The organism is Emticicia agri, assembly GCF_004168285.1.
In the GTDB taxonomy this organism is placed as follows: domain Bacteria; phylum Bacteroidota; class Bacteroidia; order Cytophagales; family Spirosomataceae; genus Emticicia; species Emticicia agri.
The window spans coordinates 17,553-39,339 of sequence record NZ_SEWF01000017.1 but is presented as its reverse complement, the minus strand read 5'-3'; the positions used below and the strand labels follow the sequence as shown (position 1 = coordinate 39,339).

The window sequence follows — 21,787 nt, the reverse complement described above, 5'->3', positions numbered from 1 at the left end:
CTATTCAACCAAACTAAAAAATTAAATAATAAGGCGAACTACAAGCGGGTTCGCCACACAACAAAATGGCAAAAAATAAACATCAATCATATTATGACCAGCAAAAGGCAGAAATTTTAGCTTTTTTGTCGGTCAATACCACACAACCTTATACACTGCAGGACCTTTATCAACACTATGATGTACATAATAAGCAGGAAAAAATGCTCTTTGGTATGGTGATAGAAGACTTGTTGCAGGAAGGGAAAATATATCAGGTAGATAAAGGAAAATATACAGTAGATGCCGAAGCCAATGCAGTCATCGGTCGTCTCGACCATGTGAATGCACGTTTCGGGTTTATCAGACATGAAGAAGGCAAGCCCGACATCTGGGTAAGTGCTGATGATTTGAACGGTGCAATAGAAGGCGACTTAGTAAAAGTAGCAACATTCGGAGAATTTTACCGGAAGGGCGATAACCCGGAAGGAAAAGTAATAGAAATCTTAGAGAGAGGTAGAAGTGAAGTAGTAGGTAAAGTACAGGTATTTGGTAATTATGCCTTAGTAAAACCCGATCATAAAAGTCTGCATGAAGATATTTTTATTCCTAAAGATAAAATCAACGGAGCTACTAAAAACGATCTTGTTATTGTAAAAATCAATGCTTATCCTACTAATACGCAACAAGCTGTTGGTGAAATAATTGAAATCTTGGGAAAAGCAGGTGAAAATAATGCTGAAATGCACGCTATTTTAGCTGAATTTGGCTTGCCTAATAAATTCCCGAAAGAGTTAGAGGAAGAAGCAGAGGCCATTTCGGAAGTTATTGACGAGGCAGAGATTCAAAAAAGAAGAGATTTCAGAGATATTCTTACCTGCACGATTGACCCGCATGATGCCAAAGATTTTGATGATGCCTTGAGTTTCCGTGAGTTAGAAAACGGCAATTACGAAGTAGGCGTGCATATTGCGGATGTAACACATTATGTAAGACCTGGGACAAGGTTAGAAGAGGAGGCATTAAACCGTGCCACATCGGTTTATCTGGTTGATAGAACTATTCCGATGTTGCCGGAGAAATTATCTAATAATCTTTGCTCGCTTCGTCCGAATGAGGATAAACTGACGTTTTCGGCTGTTTTTGAAATGACCCACGATGGGCGTGTAGCAGGTGAGTGGTTTGGTCGGACGATTATCCATTCAGATAAAAGATTTACCTATGAAGAAGCGCAGGAGATTTTAGAAATAGAAGAAGGACAGATAGTAGTTGATGAAGTAGCACTCAAATATCTTAAACCACTGCATACACTCAATCATCTGGCAAAAATCCTGAAAAAAGAACGTTTTAAGAAAGGCGCTATTAATTTTGAAACCAATGAAGTAAAATTCAAATTGGATACTGATGGAAAACCATTAGGAGTAGTGCTGAAAATACGTAAAGACTCACATAAGCTGATAGAAGAGTTTATGCTATTGGCTAATAAAAAAGTAGCTGAATTTGTCTTTAACTTAGGTAAAAAGAAAACTAAAGAGGGCGAAGAGCAGGAGAGTGGCAATACGATGGTCTATCGAACCCACGAACCGCCAAACCCTGAGAAACTCTTGAACTTTGCCAATTTTGCTGCCCGTTTAGGGTTTACCATCAGAACTGATTCGGAGAAGGGTCTATCAACTACCATGAATAAAATGATGGAGGAAGTAGAAGGAACAGGCGTGCAGAACGTATTGGAACAACTGGCAGTAAGAACCATGTCTAAAGCCCGTTACACCACTGAACCATTAGGTCACTTCGGTTTAGCTTTTGAGCATTACAGCCATTTTACTTCACCCATTCGTCGTTACCCCGACATGATGGCACACAGACTATTGCAGAATTATTTGGATAAGAAAAAAGCACCAAGCCTGGAAGAATACGAAAAGAAGTCAAAGCATTCGTCAGACCGGGAAAAATTAGCTGCCGAAGCCGAGCGTGCTTCTATTAAATATAAGCAGGTCGAGTTTATGAGTATGCAAGACCATAGTACTATTTTTGATGGCGTAGTAACAGGTGTAACTGACTTCGGAATTTTTGTTGAAATTACTTCTACCAATTGTGAGGGCATGGTACGTCTGGCAGATTTGAACGACGATTTTTATGAACTAGATAAAGAGAATTTCCGTCTGGTAGGTAAACGCACCGGACGAATCATTACTTTTGGCGAAGCCGTAAAAGTACGTGTGAAAACTACCGATTTAGAACGCCGGAGCATGGATTTAGAGTTAGTAAGCGTAAGCGGAAAAGCCTTTAGAGCATCGTCAGGCACAGCCAATAAAAGTAGAGGACGGGACGGAAGAGGTGGTTCATCAAGAAGAAGTGATTCAGGCAGAGGCGGTGCAAAAAGAAGTTCAGACAAAAGCAGCGCTAACAAAGATAAAGGCAAAAGAAGAAGAAGATAAAAGCAAATATGTTTTTTTCAAAGCGTGATATTCAGTTTAATCTATACGAAGTGCTTGATAGCGAAGCACTTACCCAGTATCCTTACTTTCAGGATCATAACCGTGAATCGTTCGATATGGTTCTGGATGCTGCCCAGCAGATAGCCGAAAAAATGTTATATCCGCTCCTGACAGAAATGGACAGAAAAGAGCCACAACTGATAGCTGGTAAGATAAGGGTGCATCCGGGTATGAAGCCTATTGTTAAGCAATTCGGACAGGACGGCTGGATAAACGCAGGGTTTTCGTATGAAGAAGGTGGGCAACAATTGCCGGTAACTATACTCAATGCCGCAGGCTTTATCTTTCAAACAGCCAATTATTCGGCAAGTGTTTTTCCTTTTCTGACTACCGGAGCAGCTAATCTGATTCGCAGTTTTGGTTCACAGGCTCTGATAGATACTTTCACCCCTAAAATGTACTCCGGCGAGTGGCAAGGTACTATGGCGCTGACCGAACCTAATGCCGGAAGTTCATTATCTGACATCACTACTTTAGCAGAGCCTACTGACCAGGATGGCGTTTATAAGATTAAAGGACAAAAAATATTTATTTCGTGTGGAGACCATGATGTCTGCGATAATGTAGTGCATCTGATGTTAGCCAAAATCAAAGGAGCACCGTTGGGGGCAAAGGGTATATCTTTATTTGTAGTACCTCAGCAAAGAGCCGACGCCGATGGTAAATTGATGGCCAACGATGTAGTTACGGCAGGCGTTTATCATAAAATGGGCTATAAAGGAGCACCTATTGCACATTTAATGATGGGCTCAAACGATAATTGTGAGGGCTATCTGGTAGGTGAGCCACACAAAGGGCTGAACTATATGTTTCAGATGATGAATGAAGCCCGCATAGGCGTAGGCTTGAATGCGGTTTCTATAGGTACGGCAGCTTATCATGCTTCTTTAGTTTATGCCAAGGAACGTCCGCAAGGCAGAAAGATTTCAGAAAAAGACCCAGCCAAACCCCAGACCAGTATCATTAATCATGCAGATGTGAAGCGGATGCTGTTGTTTCAGAAAGCGGTTACGGAAGGCGCATTTGCTTTACTGATGTATTGCAGTAAACTGGCAGATATGGCACACGTAGCCGAAGGAGAAGCGAAAGAAAGAGCACAACTATTATTAGATTTACTGACTCCTATTGCTAAATCATACCCCTCTGAAATGTGTTGTCTTTCTACAAGTGCGGCCGTTCAGATTTTAGGCGGAGCCGGCTATACAACAGATTTTCCTGTAGAGCAATATTACCGCGAAGCACGTATTCACCCGATACATGAGGGTACTACGGGTATTCATGGACTTGACCTGTTGGGTAGGAAAATTACGATGCAGCAAGGCAAAGCCGCACAGGTTTTCTTTGAGGAAGTTTCCCGTACATTAGCAGAAGCAGTTACCATAGATGAACTGAAACCTTTGGCTGAACAATTACAAAAAACTTTGGGTAAAGCGCAACAGGTTACAGGGCATTTATTAGGTCTGGCTCAAAAAGGAGAAATAGAGAAATACCTATCAGATGCTACGCTGTATTTAGAACTATTCGGCCTTGTTACCATTGCCTGGAAATGGCTCAAACAAGCCATTATTGCTCAACAAAATCTATATGAAGCACACGACTCAGACCGTGATTTCTATCAAGGGAAAATTATGACTATGCGTTATTTTTATGAGTACGAACTGGTAAAAGCAGATTCATTGATAAAACGACTACTAAGTGCCGACCAGGTAACTATAGATATGCAAAGCGAATGGTTTTAATGTATACGGAACGCCGCCCGCACGATTTTTTAAGTCGTCCTCTAACCCTGCAAAGAATATAAATAAAGACCAAAAGCCATCAGTAAGAAATAACTTACCAACGAAGCTGCTCCTGCATAATCTTTGGCAATGCGTTGTCCTGTAAATAAGGACAAGATAGCCAATGCCGCTAACTCTAATCCTAAAACAGCAAAATCGGCTTGCCCTTCTACAAAATAGTAAACTCCGCCTAAAAAACTGGTAATACCTGCTGCTACTTCTAAAATAGTGATGACAATAAATAAGACAGTTGAAACACCGCTCAGAAATGTCTTGGCAAATACATTTTGTATATAAGATTTATTGCCGCTGAAATCAATCACTTTATCAAAACCAGATTGTAGAAAGAGGACGCCTGCAAAAAGTGAGATGGCAACCTGTATCAATTTAAGGATGGTATGGTCGAAAATAGGGTTCATAGTATTAGTAGTTTTTGGCAAATATAGGAAAAATATAAAGCTGAAAAAGATTGCGGAATAATATTTTGAAATTGGCAGAATTTAGACTTTTTTTGTAGGTATTTCAAAATAAAATTTGCCTAAAATGGAGTACTCTATTCCTTCTACCCAAAAAGAGTTCGAGCATATTGTGGATGGCTTCCGCTCTAAAACGCTTCCTGTCAGTGAGTGGACACACGAAGCGCATTTGATTACAGGTTTATGGCATGTAGCTGAATTAGGTTATGAAAATGCTTTAGCCGAAATGCAATTGAATATACCGATTTATAATGAATCGGTAGGAGGAAAGAATACAGATTATAGTGGGTATCATGATACCATTACTGTTTTCTGGATATGGCTTCTGAATGAGTTCTGGATAAAGTATTCGGCTGATGAACAGTCATTTGAAAGAGTATGCAATCAGTTCCTGCGAAGCAAATATTCAGATAGAGCCAACGCTTTTATTTTTTACTCGAAAGACTATCTTTTTACGAAAGAGGCAAGATTAGGATATGTAGAACCTGATATTCAGCCTTTGGATTTTGAGAAGATATAAGATTAGCGTGCCACCCCTCTACTCGCCCCGAATAAGGGGGTGGCACGCTTAAGCACTCGGATAAACTACCTTGTGGGATTTTAAAAGTATTGAATAGTCTAATCCAAAATTAACCGTGGCACGGCTATTCTTGGACGAGGATAGCCGTGCCACGGTAGATGTAGAATATCCTTATAAACGAATACCAAACATAATACTATTACCATTTACAGGGTTGTTATCTTTAAACATAGGAGTCATTTGATAACGGGCGAATAAGGTGAAACTTTTATGGCCAAGTTCTGCTGCAAAACCATAGTGAAACTTGTTCATGTTATAAGCACCACGGTCTCGTTTATTGCCATTTTCGCCTTTGGTTTTAGTATAGCTATCAATTCTTGCACCACCGTATGCTCCCAAACCCAATATCCATTTGCTTTGTTTGAAACCAAATTGCAACATCACCGGAATATTGAAATTGGTAACTACTAATTTAGATTTTTCTAACTGGTCTTTTGCTTCTATAAAATCGGCTCCTACAGCCTGATTGGCTAAAGTAATATTCTCTTTTAACATATAGTTGTTCCAGGCAAACTCAAATCCGGTTCCTAAAGCTACATCTACTTGCTTGCCGGTAATCAAACGATGGTTTTTCTTCCAACTTAATCCGATATAGCGAGAGTTCCAGTTATCTAATTCAGGCATATCTTTCGTTTCATACGTATTCAAGCCCAAGTATAAACCAAAGTCTCTGCGAGAAAACATATTGTATCTTCTTTCTTTTCTTTCATAATGTTTCTCGGTATAATCGTTGTTATACTCTTTCTCTTTTGAAGTGCCAAAGTGGTCTTCTTCTTGTGCTGTAGCTCCGAAATTCATGGTCATAGCAACGGCTAATGCGGCAATTGTTTTTACAAGCGTTTTCATAATTGTAATCGTTAAAAATGTTTTATTCTGGATATATTTAGAAAAACTGCCGCGGAGTTTTTAAAAAGACTTTTTTTATTGCTTTTCGTAAACAAGATGCAGAAAGCAAGGGGGAGGGTTGCGCAGAAATGAAAAAATTTTTGCAGGAATGATGAATTGTTAAAACCAGCAGATTAGCGGTCTTTTAACCAGATAATAAAATTTAGGTGATAGAGTTTCAGATGAAATTTACTTCAGCATGAAGTTGAATGCCGAATTTCTCTTTAATGGAATCCTGAATTTTCTGAGATAATTCTTTTATCTCATTGCCTTTCCCATCGCCAAAATTAACCAACACCAGCGCTTGTTTGGCATGTACACCAATATTGCCAAAGCGTTGGCCTTTCCATCCGGCTTGTTCAATCAGCCAGCCTGCGGGTACTTTAACCATTTGCTCGTTGACAGGATAGGAGGGAATAGCCGGAAATTGCTCTTTCAATACATCGAATTGTGCTTTGGGTATCTCAGGGTTTTTGAAGAAACTACCTGCGTTGCCAATTTCAGCCGGATTAGGTAATTTGCTGTGACGGATACTGATAACTGCATCGCTGATAGCTTTAATACTCAACTGGTCGACACCCATCTCTTTCAGGGTATCTTTGATAGCCCCATATTCTATATGGTAAACAGGTGTTTTATTCAATTTGAAATTGACATTCACAATCACATATTCACCTTTTACTGCATGCTTAAAAATACTTTCCCGATAGCCAAACTGACATTCGTCTTTAGTAAATATCCGGCTCTTTCCGGTTTTTATCTCTATCGCTTCCAGGCTTTCAAATACTTCTTTTATCTCTACCCCATAGGCACCGATATTCTGCATCGGAGCAGCCCCGACTGTGCCGGGTATCAACGATAGATTTTCAATACCTGCGTAGTTACGATTGACACAATACAGTACCAAATCATGCCATACTTCTCCTGCACCTACTTTTAACCATATATGCTGGTCATCTTCTTTCAGCTTTTCAATGCCTTTAACAGCAATCTTGATTACAACGCCGTCAAAATCTTTAGTGAGTAATAGATTACTACCACCCCCTAAAATCAATCGTTCAATACCCTGAAATTCCGGATTTTGCAGAATAGCCTGCAATTGCTCAATGCTCGAAACCTCTACAAAATATTTAGCAGTGGCATCTATTCCGAAAGTATTATAAGGTTTAAGCGATACGTTGGTCTGAATGGTCATTGAGAAGAAGATTGTTAATTCAATATGGCACAAATTTAGTGTTTTTTGAATCAAGTAAGGCTACTGGAAAATCAAAATTATCTTTTAAACCCCGGACTCAACAGAATTTGATAACGAAACCAGAATTTCTGAACATGATAAAGGATTGATTGTAAGAAAGTTAATGTTATTAATGAGAAAATTTCATAAAATACCTTTTGTAGTTTATATTTTTTATGAGAAATATGCTATATTTGCATCAACTATTCAAGCTTACTCTTTAGTGTTTGTTTTTACAAACCATCATTTGGCCCTATCTATAAACTTTTATTGTTTTCTACCACCTATTTTATCTTTTTAGCTGATTAAGGCAAATCAAATAATATTTTAACGGATAATTTTTATTGTGTAATTGATTGATTATCAGTTGTTTGTGTTTTATTGTTGCTGTATCGGCGTTTTTGCTTCAAAAAAACTTTTGCACTTCTCTCATTTCAAACTACTTTTACGTAAAAATGAGAAAAGTACAAGTTTACCCTCATTTTAAGTATAAAAAATTCTACTAATCATCTAATCAATGATATAATGAGCGTTTTAGTCAATAAAAATTCTAAAATAATTGTACAAGGTTTTACTGGCTCTGAAGGAACTTTTCATGCCGGACAAATGATTGAATACGGTTCTAATGTAGTAGGAGGTGTTACACCCGGAAAAGGTGGCCAGTTACATTTGGATAAACCGGTATTCAACACAGTTGAGCAAGCCGTACTAGCAACCGGAGCAGACGTTTCAATTATTTTTGTGCCACCGGCGTTTGCAGCAGATGCAATTATGGAAGCAGCCGATGCAGGTATCAAGGTAATCGTTTGTATTACTGAAGGTATTCCTACCAAAGACATGGTGGTGGCAAAATCTTATATCCAAGGCAAAAACGTTCGTTTAATTGGCCCTAATTGTCCGGGTGTTATTACAGCCGAAGAATGTAAAGTAGGTATTATGCCAGGCTTTATCTTCAAAAAAGGGACAATCGGTGTTGTATCAAAATCAGGTACACTTACCTATGAAGCCGTTGACCAGTTGACCAAAGCAGGCTTAGGACAAACTACTGCTATCGGTATTGGTGGAGACCCGATTATTGGTACTACTACTAAAGAAGCGGTAGAGCTATTGATGAACGACCCTGAAACAGAGGGTATTGTAATGATTGGCGAGATTGGTGGAGGTATGGAAGCAGAAGCGGCTCGCTGGATTAAAGAACACGGTACTAAACCCGTAGTAGGTTTTATAGCAGGCCAGACGGCCCCTAAAGGTCGTCGTATGGGTCATGCAGGAGCTATTATTGGGGGTGCTGATGATACGGCAGCAGCAAAAATGAAAATCATGGCAGAATGTGGTATTCATGTAGTGGCCTCTCCGGCTGATATTGGTGCTACCATGTTAAAAGCGCTTGGTAAAGCATAATTGAAAAATTTTATAGAGATGATAAAGGTCAGATGTAAAAATCTGACCTTTTTTTGTTAATTTTGCGCAAAAATTCTGCTTAATAGATTGAAAAAGGCCTTTTATATACTTTTCCTGTTGGTTTCTTTTAACTCGTTTGCTGGAACTGTTGGGCCAAACGGTGGATATTACCTGGTGCATGACTATCATGACGACTGGCAGGTCTATAACGACCGCATGAAAGCCTATGTACCTTATATTGCCGAGCAGCACGTCAATTATCCTTCTCATACTGTTTTTTGTGATATTGAAAGTAACCGGGGCTATCATTTATTGATTCATGCTCAAAAAGAAGACAACTTTTTGTTTATCAATGGCTCTCTGCGCCAGAAAATTCCGGTTAATCAATGGATTGTATTAAATATTGACAGTTTGTATAAGGTATATGAACAGCCGCAGATATATATTACCTTATACGGATCTCCTAATATTGAAGATAAAAAACTGTATTTGGGTTATAAACGCCAGTTGAACCAGAAGCCGATTGTTCTGGCCGAATCGAGCATTAAAGCACAACCTCGTGCTCCTACTCCTTATAAAAACTACTTCGTACTGGTGTCGATGTTCATCCTTATTATGTTTACCTACTTGTCGAACTCTTACGTAAGGGCTTTTGAACGTTACTATAACCTGCGGGACCTGTTTAATACACTGGTTCGCGACCAGTCTTTTTTAATCAACAAGCCTTTAAGCCGCATGAATATCATGTTTATTGTCATGCTGGCTATGATTATGAGTTTTTTTTGTATGCTCTTACAAAGCAAAGGTATTTATGTTTTTGGGGCGAGAACCTTTTTGCAGGAAGGCGAAACGCTGGGTGTACTGGCATCTAATTACTTCCGGATTTGTCTGGCGGTGTTTATGGCACTCATTTTTAAATACTTTTTTATCAGCCTTATCGGTCAGTTATTTAATCTTGAGAAAGTAGTAGATCTGCATTATTTCAAAATCATTCAATCTTCTATTATTTTCTATACTTTTCTAGTAATGATATTGCTGATTTTGTTTTTAGAGTACTTCCCGATTGATTTTAACTGGACGGCCTATCTCTATACACCTATGATTTTGTTCTATCTTATCAGGTTTCTTATCCTGTATTTTACGATAAATCGAAGTGTACCTATACAAAGTCTATATTTAATTTCGTACCTTTGCATTGTTGAACTTTTGCCAATCATACTTGGAATCAGATTCGCTATTTAAGTGTTAGGAAATTAGAAACTGTTTGAATTAATCTTGTTTTGCCCAAAATGATTCTTTTTTACAAATACTGCGTTACTAAAATCCTCACTTAGCTCTGCTAAGCTCCGGTTTTAGTGCCTTGTCTTTATAAAAAATAATACATTTTGATTCAAAAAATTTAATCCAAACAGTTTCTTAAAGTTGATGAAACTGACTTTATTGTTGAAAATTAATATCAGAAATAAACTCTGTATTTGAAACCCCGCAATTTGGATGAGTGAAATGACAGATAAACTTCTTCAAGAACGCCTCCGTAAAGTTGAGAGCATTTTAGTAACACAGGCAAGACCAACAGACGAAAAGTCTCCTTACTTTGAACTGGCTAAGAAATTCAATCTTAAAGTAGATTTCCGCCCGTTTATTGAGGTCAAAGGCCTGGATCATCGTGATTTCCGGCGTCAGAAAGTTGATATTTTAGCACATACGGCTATTATTCTGACCAGTAGAAACGCAGTTGATAATTTTTTCAGAATAGCCAAAGAACTGCGTATTGAAATACCGATTGATATGAAGTATTTCTGTATTTCGGAACAAACGGCTAATTATTTACAGAAATATATAGTTATCAGAAAACGTAAAATTTTTGTAGGACAAAAAACTGCAGCTGACCTGGAAGCCCTGATTCTAAAGCATAAGAGCGAGAAATTCCTGTTTCCGTGTTCAAACATCAGAAGTAATGAGATCCCAAACCTGATGAATCGTAACGACCTTCATCTAACAGAAGCCATTATGTATGAAACTGTACCTGCTGATTTATCTGATTTAACAGAAGTTTTCTATGATATTATCTGTTTCTATAGTCCGTCAGGAATTACGTCTCTGGACGCCAATTTCCCGAACTGGCAACAGAACCATACAAGGCTGGCAGCTTTTGGGCCAACAACGGCCAAAGCCATACGTGATGCAGGCTATATTCTTGATATAGAAGCACCGCTGCCCAATGCTCCGTCAATGACCGGAGCACTTGAACTCTACATAAAAAAAGCAAATCATCTTTCATAGAATTTATTAGGCTAAACTACAAGTTTAGCCTAATTTTTTTCGTTATAATATTACAAATAATATTTTTGCTTATATTGCTCAAGGAAAAAACAGAATATCCCCTGGCCTACTATGAAAAAATTTTACATTGTAATATTGTCTCTGACACTTTTTACAGCTACTGCTCAACAAGATACGCAATTCAGTCATTATTATTTTAATCAGCTATTCTTTAATCCGGCCACTGCGGGTTCAGAGAATGTTACACGTTTTCAGGCTATTTACCGCACACAATATACAGGGTATCAGAGTACGTTCGACGATGGAGGAGCTCCTGTTTCGCAGGTTATATCAGCCAATGTGCCGCTTAAAATGATAAAAAGTGGATTAGGACTTACTTTTGTGAATGATAAAATAGGTGCAAGTATCCAACGTGATTTAAAATTAGCCTATGCCTATCATATTCCGGTAGGGGGTAGCCAGTTGGCCTTGGGTGTAAACGGCGGACTTTTTACCAGAGGAATAGATTACGGACGTTTACGCCCCAGAGATGATAATGACCCTCTTTTAGGAACAGGAATAGTAAGCCAGTCGGCACTTGATTTAGGAGCAGGCGCTTATTTCTATAATCCCACTTACTCAATAGGTCTTTCAGTCAACCACCTTAACCAGCCTAAATTTGGTCTGGCTACCGACGCCACCAATGGGGCAACCAATGTTTTAGACCGTAGTGCTTATCTGACAGGAACTATGCTTTTTGGCGTATCGTATATGATTGATGTAAGCCCGATGTTTTTGTTAGGTGGAAACCTCAATAATATGAGTATTACTACTTTTTCGGCAGGAGCTATAGCTACGTATGATAATACGTATTATTTAGGGGCGAGCTATCGTGTGGGCGATGCCGTAACTGCACTATTAGGTGCGAATATCTTAAATGGTAACTTAAGGGTAGGATATGCCATAGATGTAATTGTAGGCGGAGCGCAGGCAAAAAGTGCTACAACACATGAGGTAATGCTCAGTTATGCCTTATCGCCTCCAAGAGCCGGTAAAAAATCTATTATCCGTACACCCAGATACAGATACTAATCTTATAGGGGTATGGTGTATAGAAGATTTTTTTATTAATTTTTAACTGTTTTTTTGACAATTATTGTAACTTCGGTCTTTAATTTGCAAAAGCAGTACATATTTCCGGTAAGGAAAATTTTAAAGTTTAATCAGGAAAAAAAATGCTATTAGTGAATAGGAGTTTAAATAGCTTCTTATTCCATCACCTTCAGATTGTTATTTTGGCACAATTTATGCCGTTTAATAATAAAACTGAGACTTGCCTTCTCTTTTCTTGAGTGATTGATTAATTTTCAATCGGGCTTATAAAATTACCTGAATTGGTTCAATAGCAGATTGAATTGTCGTTTTTTGGCTTAATAATTGCTATACAAGTGGAGTATTACCCGAAAAATCCAATTTTTTTGATAACTTTGTCTGTTAATACAATAATGTTTTCATAAGCCTCGTTTTTACAACAAATAGAGTAAGTACCCCAAAATATAGATTATTAACTTGTTTTACGCTATGAACAAGCAAATGCTTAAGACCTTATTTAAAAGTCTGTTAATCGTTGCCCCAATTATTATAATGCAAGGTTGTGGTTCTGGTAAGAATCCGATCGGTGGTTTATTTGGTGGAAAGAAAGGAAAAGACGGTAGTAGTAAAGAAGCTGGAATGGATGGTATCCGTAACGGGCAAATCAATGCTTTTGCTCGTAAAGGTTACAAACAGGTCTCTCCAGATGGCATGGTTCTGATTCCCTCGGGGTCTTTAATGATGGGACAAGCAGATGAAGATGTAATGTCGGCGCGCGTTTCAATGAACAAGAGAGTAACGATTGTGCCGTTTTACATGGACGACACAGAGATTACTAACCATGAGTATCGTCAGTTTATGAATCGGATGGTAGAAGATTCGGTTTCAGTATTGGGCGAAGAATTTATTATGTCAACTCTTTATCCTGACACATTAGTATGGACTAAAGATTTCTCTTATCACAATGGCGATCAGATGACCGAGAATTATTACTCTTCTCCGGCTTTTGATATGTATCCGGTAGTAGGTGTAAGTTGGGATGCCGCTCAGTATTTCTGTAAATGGCGTTCACAATTGTACAATACTTATTTAACAGAACACAAATCTTTCCGTTCTCCACGTTACCGTCTGCCTTCAGAAGCTGAATGGGAATGGGCAGCACGTGGCGGAAAAGAAGGTGCAAAGTATCCTTGGGGTAACCCTTATGTAGCCAATGGTAAAGGATGTTTCTTGGCAAACTTTAAACCATACCGTGGAAACTACCGTGCTGATGGGTATCCTTATACGGCTCCATCTAATGCCTTTAATCCGAATGATTACGGCTTATATAATATGGCAGGAAACGTAGCTGAATGGTGCCAGGATGCCTACGCAGAATCTTATATGCCCGTTACCTGGGACTTAAACCCTGTGTATAATGACGATAACGAACCAAGAAAAGTAATTAAGGGTGGCTCGTGGAAAGATGTAGCCTATTTCCTGGAAACAGGTACTAACACTTTTGAGTATCGTAACGAGCGTCGTTCTTATATCGGTTTCCGTTGCGTAATGGATCGTTTGGGAAGCGTTCCGGGCAGAGAATAATATGAATTTATCTATTGCGAAGTATGAAGAACAGGTGTTCGTAAACGAATACGCTCTTCATATTTCGCAATTGTTTTGAATAGGAGTCTGTAGAGTCATAGTTTTACCAAATGGAATTTCTGTCATAGCGGTTAGATTATTTAAAATCACTTGAGTAATAAAATTTCAGACAAGTTCTACCGTTATAATCCATAAAATAAATTTGTTGCTTTAATTTTTAATTAGAACAACAAATTCTTTATTTCGTGTCGTAATAACCTTTTTATAGCATAACAAAATAAAACTCTTAATTTATTTAAACAAATGGCAGCAAAGAATAGTAGTACGAATTTCTTTTGGGATAGATTTATACCTACAATTTACGCATTGGGTGCAGCAGTTGTAATTTTAGGAGCAATGGGTAAAATCATGCACTATGAGGCCCTTGCATTTTTACTTCCCATAGGATTAGCAACAGAAGCAGTAATTTTTGTCCTATATGCAATCCAATCGTTCCTTTTTCCTCCGGTAGATTACCAATGGGAAAGAGCTTACCCTGAATTAGCTGATGATTATACAGGCGAACCTGTAAAAAGAAATATTGCCCCAACACAAGGTGCAGGTTTAACAGCTAAAATGGACGATATGCTGGCAAATGCCAAAATTACTCCTGATATTTTCGATAACCTTAAATCAGGTATCCAAAGTTTAACAGGACAGGTAGCTAAAATGTCAGATCTGAGCGATGCTACTGTAGCAACGAGCGAATATGCTAAAAATGTAAAAACAGCATCAAATCAGGTAACTGCCATGAACAGTGCTTACGGAACAGCCGTAACAGCTATGAACAGTATGGCAGATGCTACCAAAGACGCACAGGAGTACAGAGCGCAATTTGGTAAAATTACGCAAAACATGGGTGCATTGAACGCCGTATATGAGTTAGAATTACAAGATACTAACAAGCACCTGAAAGCAATGAATGCTTTCTATAGCAATTTGACTACTGCCATGCAGGATATGGCTGAGGCCTCTAAGGAAACACAACAATTTAAATCAGAAATGTCTAAATTGACTAATAACCTTAGCTCGTTGAATAACGTTTACGGCAGTATGTTATCAGCTATGAGAGGTAACTGATAGTTATCTGTTTTATCGTCAATAAAGTTTTGGAACTATTATTGAGAGATAAAAAATAATTCTAAATTAAAATTTTTACTAACCGTATAATACTACTATATATATGGCAGGCGGAAAAGAGTCACCACGTCAGAAGATGATCAACATGATGTATCTGGTTCTGACGGCAATGTTGGCACTCCAGATAAGTAATGCTATTTTACAGAAATTTCAACTATTAAATAATAGTATAGAAAGATCAAATTCAGCAGCAAATGATGCAAACGGTAAATCAGTGCAAGCAATTAAAGAAAAAATTGAGAAGGATGCAACTGCTGCAAAGTATGCGGATGTATTACGTCAGGCAAATGAAGTAAGAAAAATGACTGCTGAAATAGACGGTTATATTGCTGGTTTAAAGCAGGAAGTAATCAACGCAGGTGGCGGAATCGACCCTGTAACAGGGGGTGTGAAAAACCCTTCCGAAGAAGAAAAAGTAGCTATTCTAATGGTTGGTGCTAATAAAAATGGGAAAGGATACGAATTGAAGAAAAAACTGAATGATTTTAGTGTAGCTCTTCAAAAATTCGCTGCGCCTAATACTAAATTCTCTGAATTAGCTATTGATGCTTCACAAGACCCGGCATTGGCTAAAACGGATGCATCGACAAGAAATAAGGATTTTTCTGAATTATATTTTGCCCAAACACCAGTTCCGGCAGCTTTGGCAGTACTAAGCCAGAAACAATCGGAAGCCCGTCGCTTAGAAAGTCAGGTATTGGAATACCTGGCGACTCAGGTAGGGATTAAAGAAATCAAATTTGATGAAATTTTTGCAGTAGTTATTCCTGATGCCCGTGCCGTAGTAGCAGGCCAGAAATACCATGCAGAAGTGGCTATCGGGGCCTATTCAAAATCTATTACGCCTCGTATCAGTATCAATGGTACTGCATTACCTATTAAAGATGGTAGAGGGGTTTATGAAATTACTGCACAAGGTGGAGAGTATGATAAAAATGGACAGTTGAAACGCTCTTATAACGCAAGCGTATCTTATCCTGCTCCGGATGGAAGCATGAAAACGATGAACAAAGAAGAAACTTATACTGTATTGCAACCTTCTGTACAGATAGAGTCTGCTTCTATGCCGCCATTATACTTTAAATGTGCCAATGAATTGCAAACATCATCTCCTGGTTTAGGTGCTTTATATGCGCCTACTTTCGGTGGGTCTGGCGCAGAATTTATTCCGGGCGGTGGCGGAAAAGTAACCGTTGTGCCTAATTCTGCACAAGTAGTTTTAAGCGTGAACAATGGTGGGTATAAATTGAAAGATTTCCCTTTCAAAGTTCGTCGTGTGCCTAAACCAACCGTTTATTTCACTACACAAGGTGGTAAAAGACTGGATGAGAAAAGAGGTGAATCTGCTGCAGGTTTAAGAGGTATTGTAGCTGTAGCTGCAGCTGACGAAAACTTTAAGGCTACCAATCCTAAAGACGCAAATTATCGGGTATCTGAGTTTGAAGTAAACCTTGCCCGTGGTAGCAAGCGTGTAGGAAATGTACCGGGCGGTGGCTCTGCAAATATTTCAAGCCTTGCACAACAAGCACAAGCAGGAGACCGTTATGTAATTGAAGTAAAAAAAGTAGAACGTAGAAACTTCAAAGGCGAGATTGAATCAGTTGACGTAGGAAGTGTCATTGTTACAGTACCCTTGAATTAAAAATAATTTATAAATTTCAGCTAATGAGAAAATTACAAGGCATGGCTTTGGGTGTTGCTCTAATAACCAGCCAGTTAGCAGTAGCTCAGGAAAAAACAAATAACAATCTGAATCCGCTTTCGGTGCGTCCGATTAATGATTCAAACGTTATGTACAAAACAACGCTTTGGAGAAAAATTGATTTAAGAGAAAAACAGAATCAACCTCTTTTTGCCAAAGGTGCCGAGATTACCAAGCATTTGATGGAAGCCGTAAAAGCAGGTTTGCTTGATGCCTACACCAATGACTCATTGACAACTAAATTGACTTTAGAACAATTTAGTGAGCGTTTACAAATGAAAGAAGAAGGTGGTGGACTATCGCAGGAAGAAAAAGACGCAGGTTTTGGTGCTGAAACTCCTGCAGGCGGCGGCAGTGACGACGGCTGGGGTGGTGGTGGCGATAAAGCTACTACTGCTACTGATACCACAGGCGCAGGTTTTTCTACTCCAACAGCTATTGCCAGCAGTGCAACCGAGTATTTTCCGAGCCAGCTAACTACACTTGAGTTGAAAGAAGATTGGATTTTTGACAAACAACGCTCTCGTCAGTACTTCGATATTCAGTCGTTAGGAATTGTTATTCCGGCTGCACAAACTACCTTAGGTTTCGACCGTCCGGTAGCTTATTTCAGATATAAAGATTTAGAGCGTTATTTCCGTTCTAATCCAAAATGTATCTGGTACAATGCAGCCAATGTAGCGCAACACAAAAACTTAGCTGATGCTTTTGAATTACGCTTGTTCCATGGCAGAATTACTAAAAAATCAAATGCCAGCGACAGAGATTTAGATGATATCTACAAATCGGCTCGTGAAGGTATGCTTAAGTCAGAGCAATTAGAGCATGAGTTGATGGAATTTGAACATAATTTGTGGGAGTATTAAGAGTAATCTTAATCGCCAGAGAGGGGAGAGGCTTCAATGCTTCTCCCTTTTTTTTTGCCCAAAATCAATTCACACCAAAAAAACGGCATTTCACGGATGTTTTAACACTCTTTAACGTTTTTTAGCTTAAAAAATATTTTTTATAGTGCAACTTTGTATCAGGGTTTTGCATCTAATGAGTGTGAATAAAAAAAGAGTTCAAAACTAATTAAGTAAAAATTACCGTTTATCCAGGAATATGACCATTCATCTAAAACAAAGAAAAATAATAGTACTATGTATTGCATAATACCAAACAAAACATATATCTTTGTAATGTCAATAAAGAAAGGTGAAGGCTCTCTAAAAAAATAAAAATATGAAAAAGCTATTATTACTATTCGCAACTCTATTAATCAGCCTCAATTCGATGGCTTTGAGTTTCCCTCATAATAGTTATGGACAGAAGCGCATTCTTAATCAGGCTGGTAATAAATCTGTAGCTTTAACAGAGGTACAAGCTATAAAAACTTCATTGACTACTATTGAAACAAAATGTGAGGAGAGCGCAACTGAGCAGTCGTTTGTAGAAATGTTTGCCAGTTATATTATCAGTTTATTTACAGAGAAGTTGTTTCAGAACAAAAGCATTGCATTTGAGTCTTTTGAAAAAGCAAAATTTGAGTGCTTCGCTATTAAACAAGATTTTGATTGCCAGGTAATTGGTTAATAATAGACTTGTTGCGATGAAAAGAATTTCGGTCAAAAATAGCCCTTTTTCGCTTACTTTTCGTTTGTTATTTCATCCATAGCTCTGCTATGAACTCAATAACAAGCCTCAACTAAGCAAAAAATGACTTGATTTTTTACTCGAAACTTTTCATCACAACAAGTCTAATAAAGATTCTTATTTTCATACGGTTTAGTTAAGGTTTAGACAAAAAGCGTGGCTCTTTGAACCACGCTTTTCTTATTTTTACTGGTATGAGAATCTAATCTTAAAACTGGAATAAAGGATAATCCTGCATCCAGGTATTGATTTCTTTTTTAACAGCCGCAACAGTTGTTGCTTTGTCATGATTCATTAAGACATCATCAATCAAATCTACAATTCTTACCATATCTTTTTCAACCAGTCCACGGGTAGTCATGGCAGCTGTTCCTACACGCATACCAGAGGTCGTCATGGCAGTTTTATCGTCAAATGGTACCATATTCTTGTTTACAGTAATATCTGCCTGTATCAACGAGTTTTCAGCGATTTTACCAGTTAAACCTTTCGGACGCAAGTCAATCAGCATTAAATGATTATCTGTACCATCTGAAATAACTTTGTAACCACGGTTGACAAATTCAGTAGCCATTACACGGGCATTTTTCTGAACCTGTATGGCATAGTTATAGAAATTCTCAGTCAGGGCTTCGCCAAAAGCAATGGCTTTAGCGGCAATAATATGCTCTAACGGGCCACCTTGAGTGCCAGGGAATACGCCTGAATCCAACAACGACGACATCATTCTTACCTCACCTTTAGGGGTAGTAATACCAAAAGGATTCGGGAAGTCGTTACGCATCATAATCACTCCACCACGTGTACCACGAAGCGTTTTGTGTGTAGTAGTAGTAACAATATGACATTGGTCGAAGGGGTCGTTTAATAAACCCTTAGCGATTAATCCGGCAGGATGAGAAATATCAGCCAAAAGGATAGCACCGATAGAATCGGCAATCTGGCGGAGACGTACATAATCCCAGTCACGAGAATACGCAGATGCACCGCAAATAATTAATTTTGGTCTTTCTTTGTGCGCAGTCTCTTCTACTTTGTTCCAGTCGATTAAACCTGTTTCCTGTTCAACGCCATAGAAAAAAGGTTGGAAATATTTACCTGAGATATTTACAGGTGAACCGTGTGAAAGGTGTCCACCATGCGAAAGATTAAAGCCTAAAATTTTATCGCCCGGTTGTAAACACGCCAAGAAAACAGCCATATTAGCTTGTGCGCCTGAATGTGGTTGTACGTTAGCCCATGTAAGATTAAATAAAGCCTTCAGGCGGTCTATGGCAATCTGCTCAACCTGGTCAACTACCTCACAGCCTCCATAATAACGCTTACCCGGAAGCCCTTCGGCATATTTATTCGTAAGTACACTACCCGCAGCTTCCATTACTTGTGGCGAAACGAAGTTTTCGGAAGCAATCAGTTCAATACCATGTAATTGGCGATTGTTTTCTTTCGTGATTAAATCGAAGATTTCGGTATCACGATAGAGCGATGTTTGGACAGACATATTGATTATTTGATGTACGTTTTAAGAAGTACGAATGATAAGAGTAAGTACAAATTTAATGGAATGTTGTAAGAACATAAATTTTGAACCAAATAATCTTTTGACAAAATTCTAATAAGCAGGTTTTTTCTTGAAAAAATACTATTTCGAGCAAGCTCTCTATCTTAAAACAATGGCACCTTTAATCATTTTATCAATCAATTCGCAGTTAGGTATATACGCTAACTCGGCCTGGTAACTGCCGCCATAAATAAGAAATGGCGTAGGGCGGGATTTAAAAAAAGCTTTCCTATAGGCATCTTCTAACTTCTCTAAACCTAAGTTTTGTCGCCTTTCATTAATCTCTATTTCGCTTAGCGTAGCAGATTTCTCTTTTTTCCAATAATACTTTTCCTTTTTTATATCCCAGTCTTTATTGGGGCAGTTGATATTGTCTTCCAGGCGTAATTGCATCACTAAAACCTTTCCCATCGTACAGGGTTCGTCAGTAGAATACCCGACCAGTGCCTTGATAATAACCGGATGGGCTTTCCCTTCTCTGATGGCCTGTTTAATTATAGGAGAAATGTCTATTTTATCTACCTGCCGCTGAAAAGAACTAAACATGAGTATATCACCTACAAGGGTATTTTCATACAAATAAGAGGAGGAATAATTAGCAGTAACAGTATTATTACGAAAAGGCGGGCCTTGCATATTGGTTTGAAAATATTGGTTAAGGCCCAATAGGTTTTCATCAAGAAACCCATGTATATCTAACATTTTCAGCACTATCAGGAGTTTATCTCTTATAATATCAGCTTCTTTCATGGAGTTAAGTTTCCGAAGGCTATCTACTTGATTCTGTAGATTTTTAGGCATATTATTCATCAATACCAGGCTATCAACAGGCATCCATTTCTGTTCTTTCTCATGCGCTTTAATGTAACTTCGTAATTCGGCTGTAATAGGAGTTACAGGCGGCTTCGTTATTAAACGATATATATTCCGCAACGAATCCCGCAATTCAGTGTTTATCTGAGGTTTTATCAGTTTGGCTTGCTTTTCAAAATTTGCCCATTGCTTGCAGGTATCGGCTACATTCTTAAAAAAGAAATCGTGTCTGAAATTTTCTATCTGATAACCCTTGGCTACAATTTTTTCCAGAAAGTCGAACATCACAGGCATTTTACCAACTATTGTGGCACAAACGGCAGCATTGTAATAATCTTTGGCAAAGGGTTTTTCTACATTGGCAAAAGCTTCGTTATAAAATGCCAGTGCTTCATGGTAATTGGTATCTACAATAGCCAGTTCGGCCTCGTTGATGATGGGATGGTAGATTCGGGTAAAATCTATCTGGGCATAACTAATAGAGCTATAAAAGAAAAGTAGCAATAATAGTTTTTTCATAGATAAAGGTAGATAGATACGTTAACAGCCAGAAAAGATGGATAAAATTAAAAAACCAACTCAAATTTGAGTTGGTTTATCTTAGCATTAACAATTGCTTAACAATTAAGAAAAATATTTTAAGTGTATGGCATACAAGCCTGTAAAAAGAGCAGCGTTAATCAGCGAGGCTATTCCTATCGACCACCCTATCATTCCACCTATGAGAAAAATAGGGGCTAATACCCCAATGGCATTGCCGGCAATATATACATAAAACCCTTTTTTTCGCAACCCCCACATCCAGATACCTCCTAAAATCAATAAAACGCTGGATATAATGGTGATTATTCCTGAAGCCACCAGATTTTTTTCGGTAAAAAGTTTATTCGTTTCTTCCTGACTTTTCTCCATTTCTTCGAGGTCTTTGCCTGATAAGTACTTCGACATCATGTCCATCATCATTTCATTGGCCTGTTCTTTACTGGCGGCTACTTTCTCGGGTGTAAACACACTCGGAATAGCCCCATAAAACTTATAGGCATTCCACAAAAAAGTAAGCACACACAAGATAGTCAGGAATGTAGGCCGCATAGGCACAGTATTTTCCTCAAATGGATTCTGCATAAA

Annotated in this window: 18 protein-coding genes; 12 read left to right on the top strand and 6 right to left on the bottom strand. The window is 38.4% G+C overall.

What is annotated here, in order from left to right; all coding sequences use genetic code 11:
• Window positions 1-65: 65 nt before the first annotated feature.
• Both rnr and EWM59_RS13025 read left to right on the top strand, forming a co-directional pair.
• Window positions 66-2,417, top strand: a complete 2,352-nt coding sequence (gene rnr, locus EWM59_RS13030) for a ribonuclease R (protein WP_130021418.1) — start codon at window positions 66-68, stop codon at window positions 2,415-2,417.
• An 8-nt stretch (window positions 2,418-2,425) separates the two neighbouring features.
• On the top strand, window positions 2,426-4,216 hold the full coding sequence (locus EWM59_RS13025) for an acyl-CoA dehydrogenase (protein WP_130021417.1): 1,791 nt from the start codon (window positions 2,426-2,428) through the stop codon (window positions 4,214-4,216).
• 41 nt (window positions 4,217-4,257) lie between these two features.
• Here the strand turns inward: EWM59_RS13025 and EWM59_RS13020 are convergent, their stop codons facing one another.
• Window positions 4,258-4,674 (bottom strand): DoxX family protein, encoded by a 417-nt coding sequence (locus EWM59_RS13020; RefSeq protein WP_130021416.1) that lies wholly within the window; start codon window positions 4,672-4,674, stop codon window positions 4,258-4,260.
• 124 nt (window positions 4,675-4,798) lie between these two features.
• On the opposite strand from EWM59_RS13020, the gene EWM59_RS13015 reads away from it, so the two are divergent.
• Entirely contained in the window at window positions 4,799-5,251 is a 453-nt protein-coding gene (locus EWM59_RS13015; protein ID WP_130021415.1) for a hypothetical protein, read from the top strand.
• Between the two features lie 171 nt (window positions 5,252-5,422).
• Here the strand turns inward: EWM59_RS13015 and EWM59_RS13010 are convergent, their stop codons facing one another.
• Window positions 5,423-6,157 carry a hypothetical protein gene (locus EWM59_RS13010; protein WP_130021414.1) on the bottom strand — a complete coding sequence of 245 codons (735 nt, stop codon included), beginning with the start codon at window positions 6,155-6,157 and terminating at the stop codon, window positions 5,423-5,425.
• 217 nt (window positions 6,158-6,374) lie between these two features.
• On the bottom strand, window positions 6,375-7,391 hold the full coding sequence (gene murB, locus EWM59_RS13005) for a UDP-N-acetylmuramate dehydrogenase (RefSeq protein ID WP_130021413.1): 1,017 nt from the start codon (window positions 7,389-7,391) through the stop codon (window positions 6,375-6,377).
• Between the two features lie 564 nt (window positions 7,392-7,955).
• Between murB and sucD the strand changes: the two genes are divergently transcribed.
• From sucD to EWM59_RS12960, 9 genes are all read left to right on the top strand, one after another.
• The gene (sucD, locus tag EWM59_RS13000) at window positions 7,956-8,831 is read left to right on the top strand and encodes a succinate--CoA ligase subunit alpha (protein ID WP_130021412.1); all 876 of its coding nucleotides are present in this window, start codon (window positions 7,956-7,958) and stop codon (window positions 8,829-8,831) included.
• Between the two features lie 87 nt (window positions 8,832-8,918).
• Window positions 8,919-10,073, top strand: coding sequence for a DUF4271 domain-containing protein (locus tag EWM59_RS12995; RefSeq protein WP_130021411.1), 1,155 nt, complete (start codon window positions 8,919-8,921; stop codon window positions 10,071-10,073).
• Between the two features lie 252 nt (window positions 10,074-10,325).
• Complete coding sequence (locus EWM59_RS12990) at window positions 10,326-11,114, top strand: uroporphyrinogen-III synthase (protein ID WP_130021410.1); 789 nt, start codon at window positions 10,326-10,328, stop codon at window positions 11,112-11,114.
• Between the two features lie 111 nt (window positions 11,115-11,225).
• Entirely contained in the window at window positions 11,226-12,185 is a 960-nt protein-coding gene (locus EWM59_RS12985; protein WP_130021409.1) for a PorP/SprF family type IX secretion system membrane protein, read from the top strand.
• Between the two features lie 489 nt (window positions 12,186-12,674).
• Window positions 12,675-13,769, top strand: a complete 1,095-nt coding sequence (porK, locus tag EWM59_RS12980; protein WP_130021408.1) for a T9SS ring complex lipoprotein PorK/GldK — start codon at window positions 12,675-12,677, stop codon at window positions 13,767-13,769.
• A 303-nt stretch (window positions 13,770-14,072) separates the two neighbouring features.
• Entirely contained in the window at window positions 14,073-14,888 is an 816-nt protein-coding gene (gene porL / locus EWM59_RS12975) for a type IX secretion system motor protein PorL/GldL (RefSeq protein ID WP_130021407.1), read from the top strand.
• Window positions 14,889-14,991: 103 nt separating this feature from the next.
• Window positions 14,992-16,590, top strand: a complete 1,599-nt coding sequence (gene porM, locus EWM59_RS12970; protein WP_130021406.1) for a type IX secretion system motor protein PorM/GldM — start codon at window positions 14,992-14,994, stop codon at window positions 16,588-16,590.
• A gap of 23 nt (window positions 16,591-16,613) precedes the next feature.
• Window positions 16,614-17,516, top strand: a complete 903-nt coding sequence (gene porN / locus EWM59_RS12965) for a type IX secretion system ring subunit PorN/GldN (RefSeq protein WP_130021405.1) — start codon at window positions 16,614-16,616, stop codon at window positions 17,514-17,516.
• A gap of 358 nt (window positions 17,517-17,874) precedes the next feature.
• A complete protein-coding gene (locus tag EWM59_RS12960) occupies window positions 17,875-18,225 on the top strand; it encodes a hypothetical protein (protein ID WP_130021404.1) in 351 nt (116 codons plus the stop codon).
• Between the two features lie 268 nt (window positions 18,226-18,493).
• Here EWM59_RS12960 and glyA read toward each other — a convergent pair whose 3' ends face one another.
• From glyA to EWM59_RS12945, 3 genes are all read right to left on the bottom strand, one after another.
• Window positions 18,494-19,786: a serine hydroxymethyltransferase gene (gene glyA / locus EWM59_RS12955; RefSeq protein ID WP_130021403.1), complete on the bottom strand. Its 1,293-nt coding sequence runs from the start codon at window positions 19,784-19,786 to the stop codon at window positions 18,494-18,496.
• A gap of 159 nt (window positions 19,787-19,945) precedes the next feature.
• On the bottom strand, window positions 19,946-21,178 hold the full coding sequence (locus EWM59_RS12950) for a hypothetical protein (RefSeq protein ID WP_130021402.1): 1,233 nt from the start codon (window positions 21,176-21,178) through the stop codon (window positions 19,946-19,948).
• A gap of 105 nt (window positions 21,179-21,283) precedes the next feature.
• Window positions 21,284-21,784 carry a hypothetical protein gene (locus EWM59_RS12945; protein WP_130021401.1) on the bottom strand — a complete coding sequence of 167 codons (501 nt, stop codon included), beginning with the start codon at window positions 21,782-21,784 and terminating at the stop codon, window positions 21,284-21,286.
• Window positions 21,785-21,787: the final 3 nt, after the last annotated feature.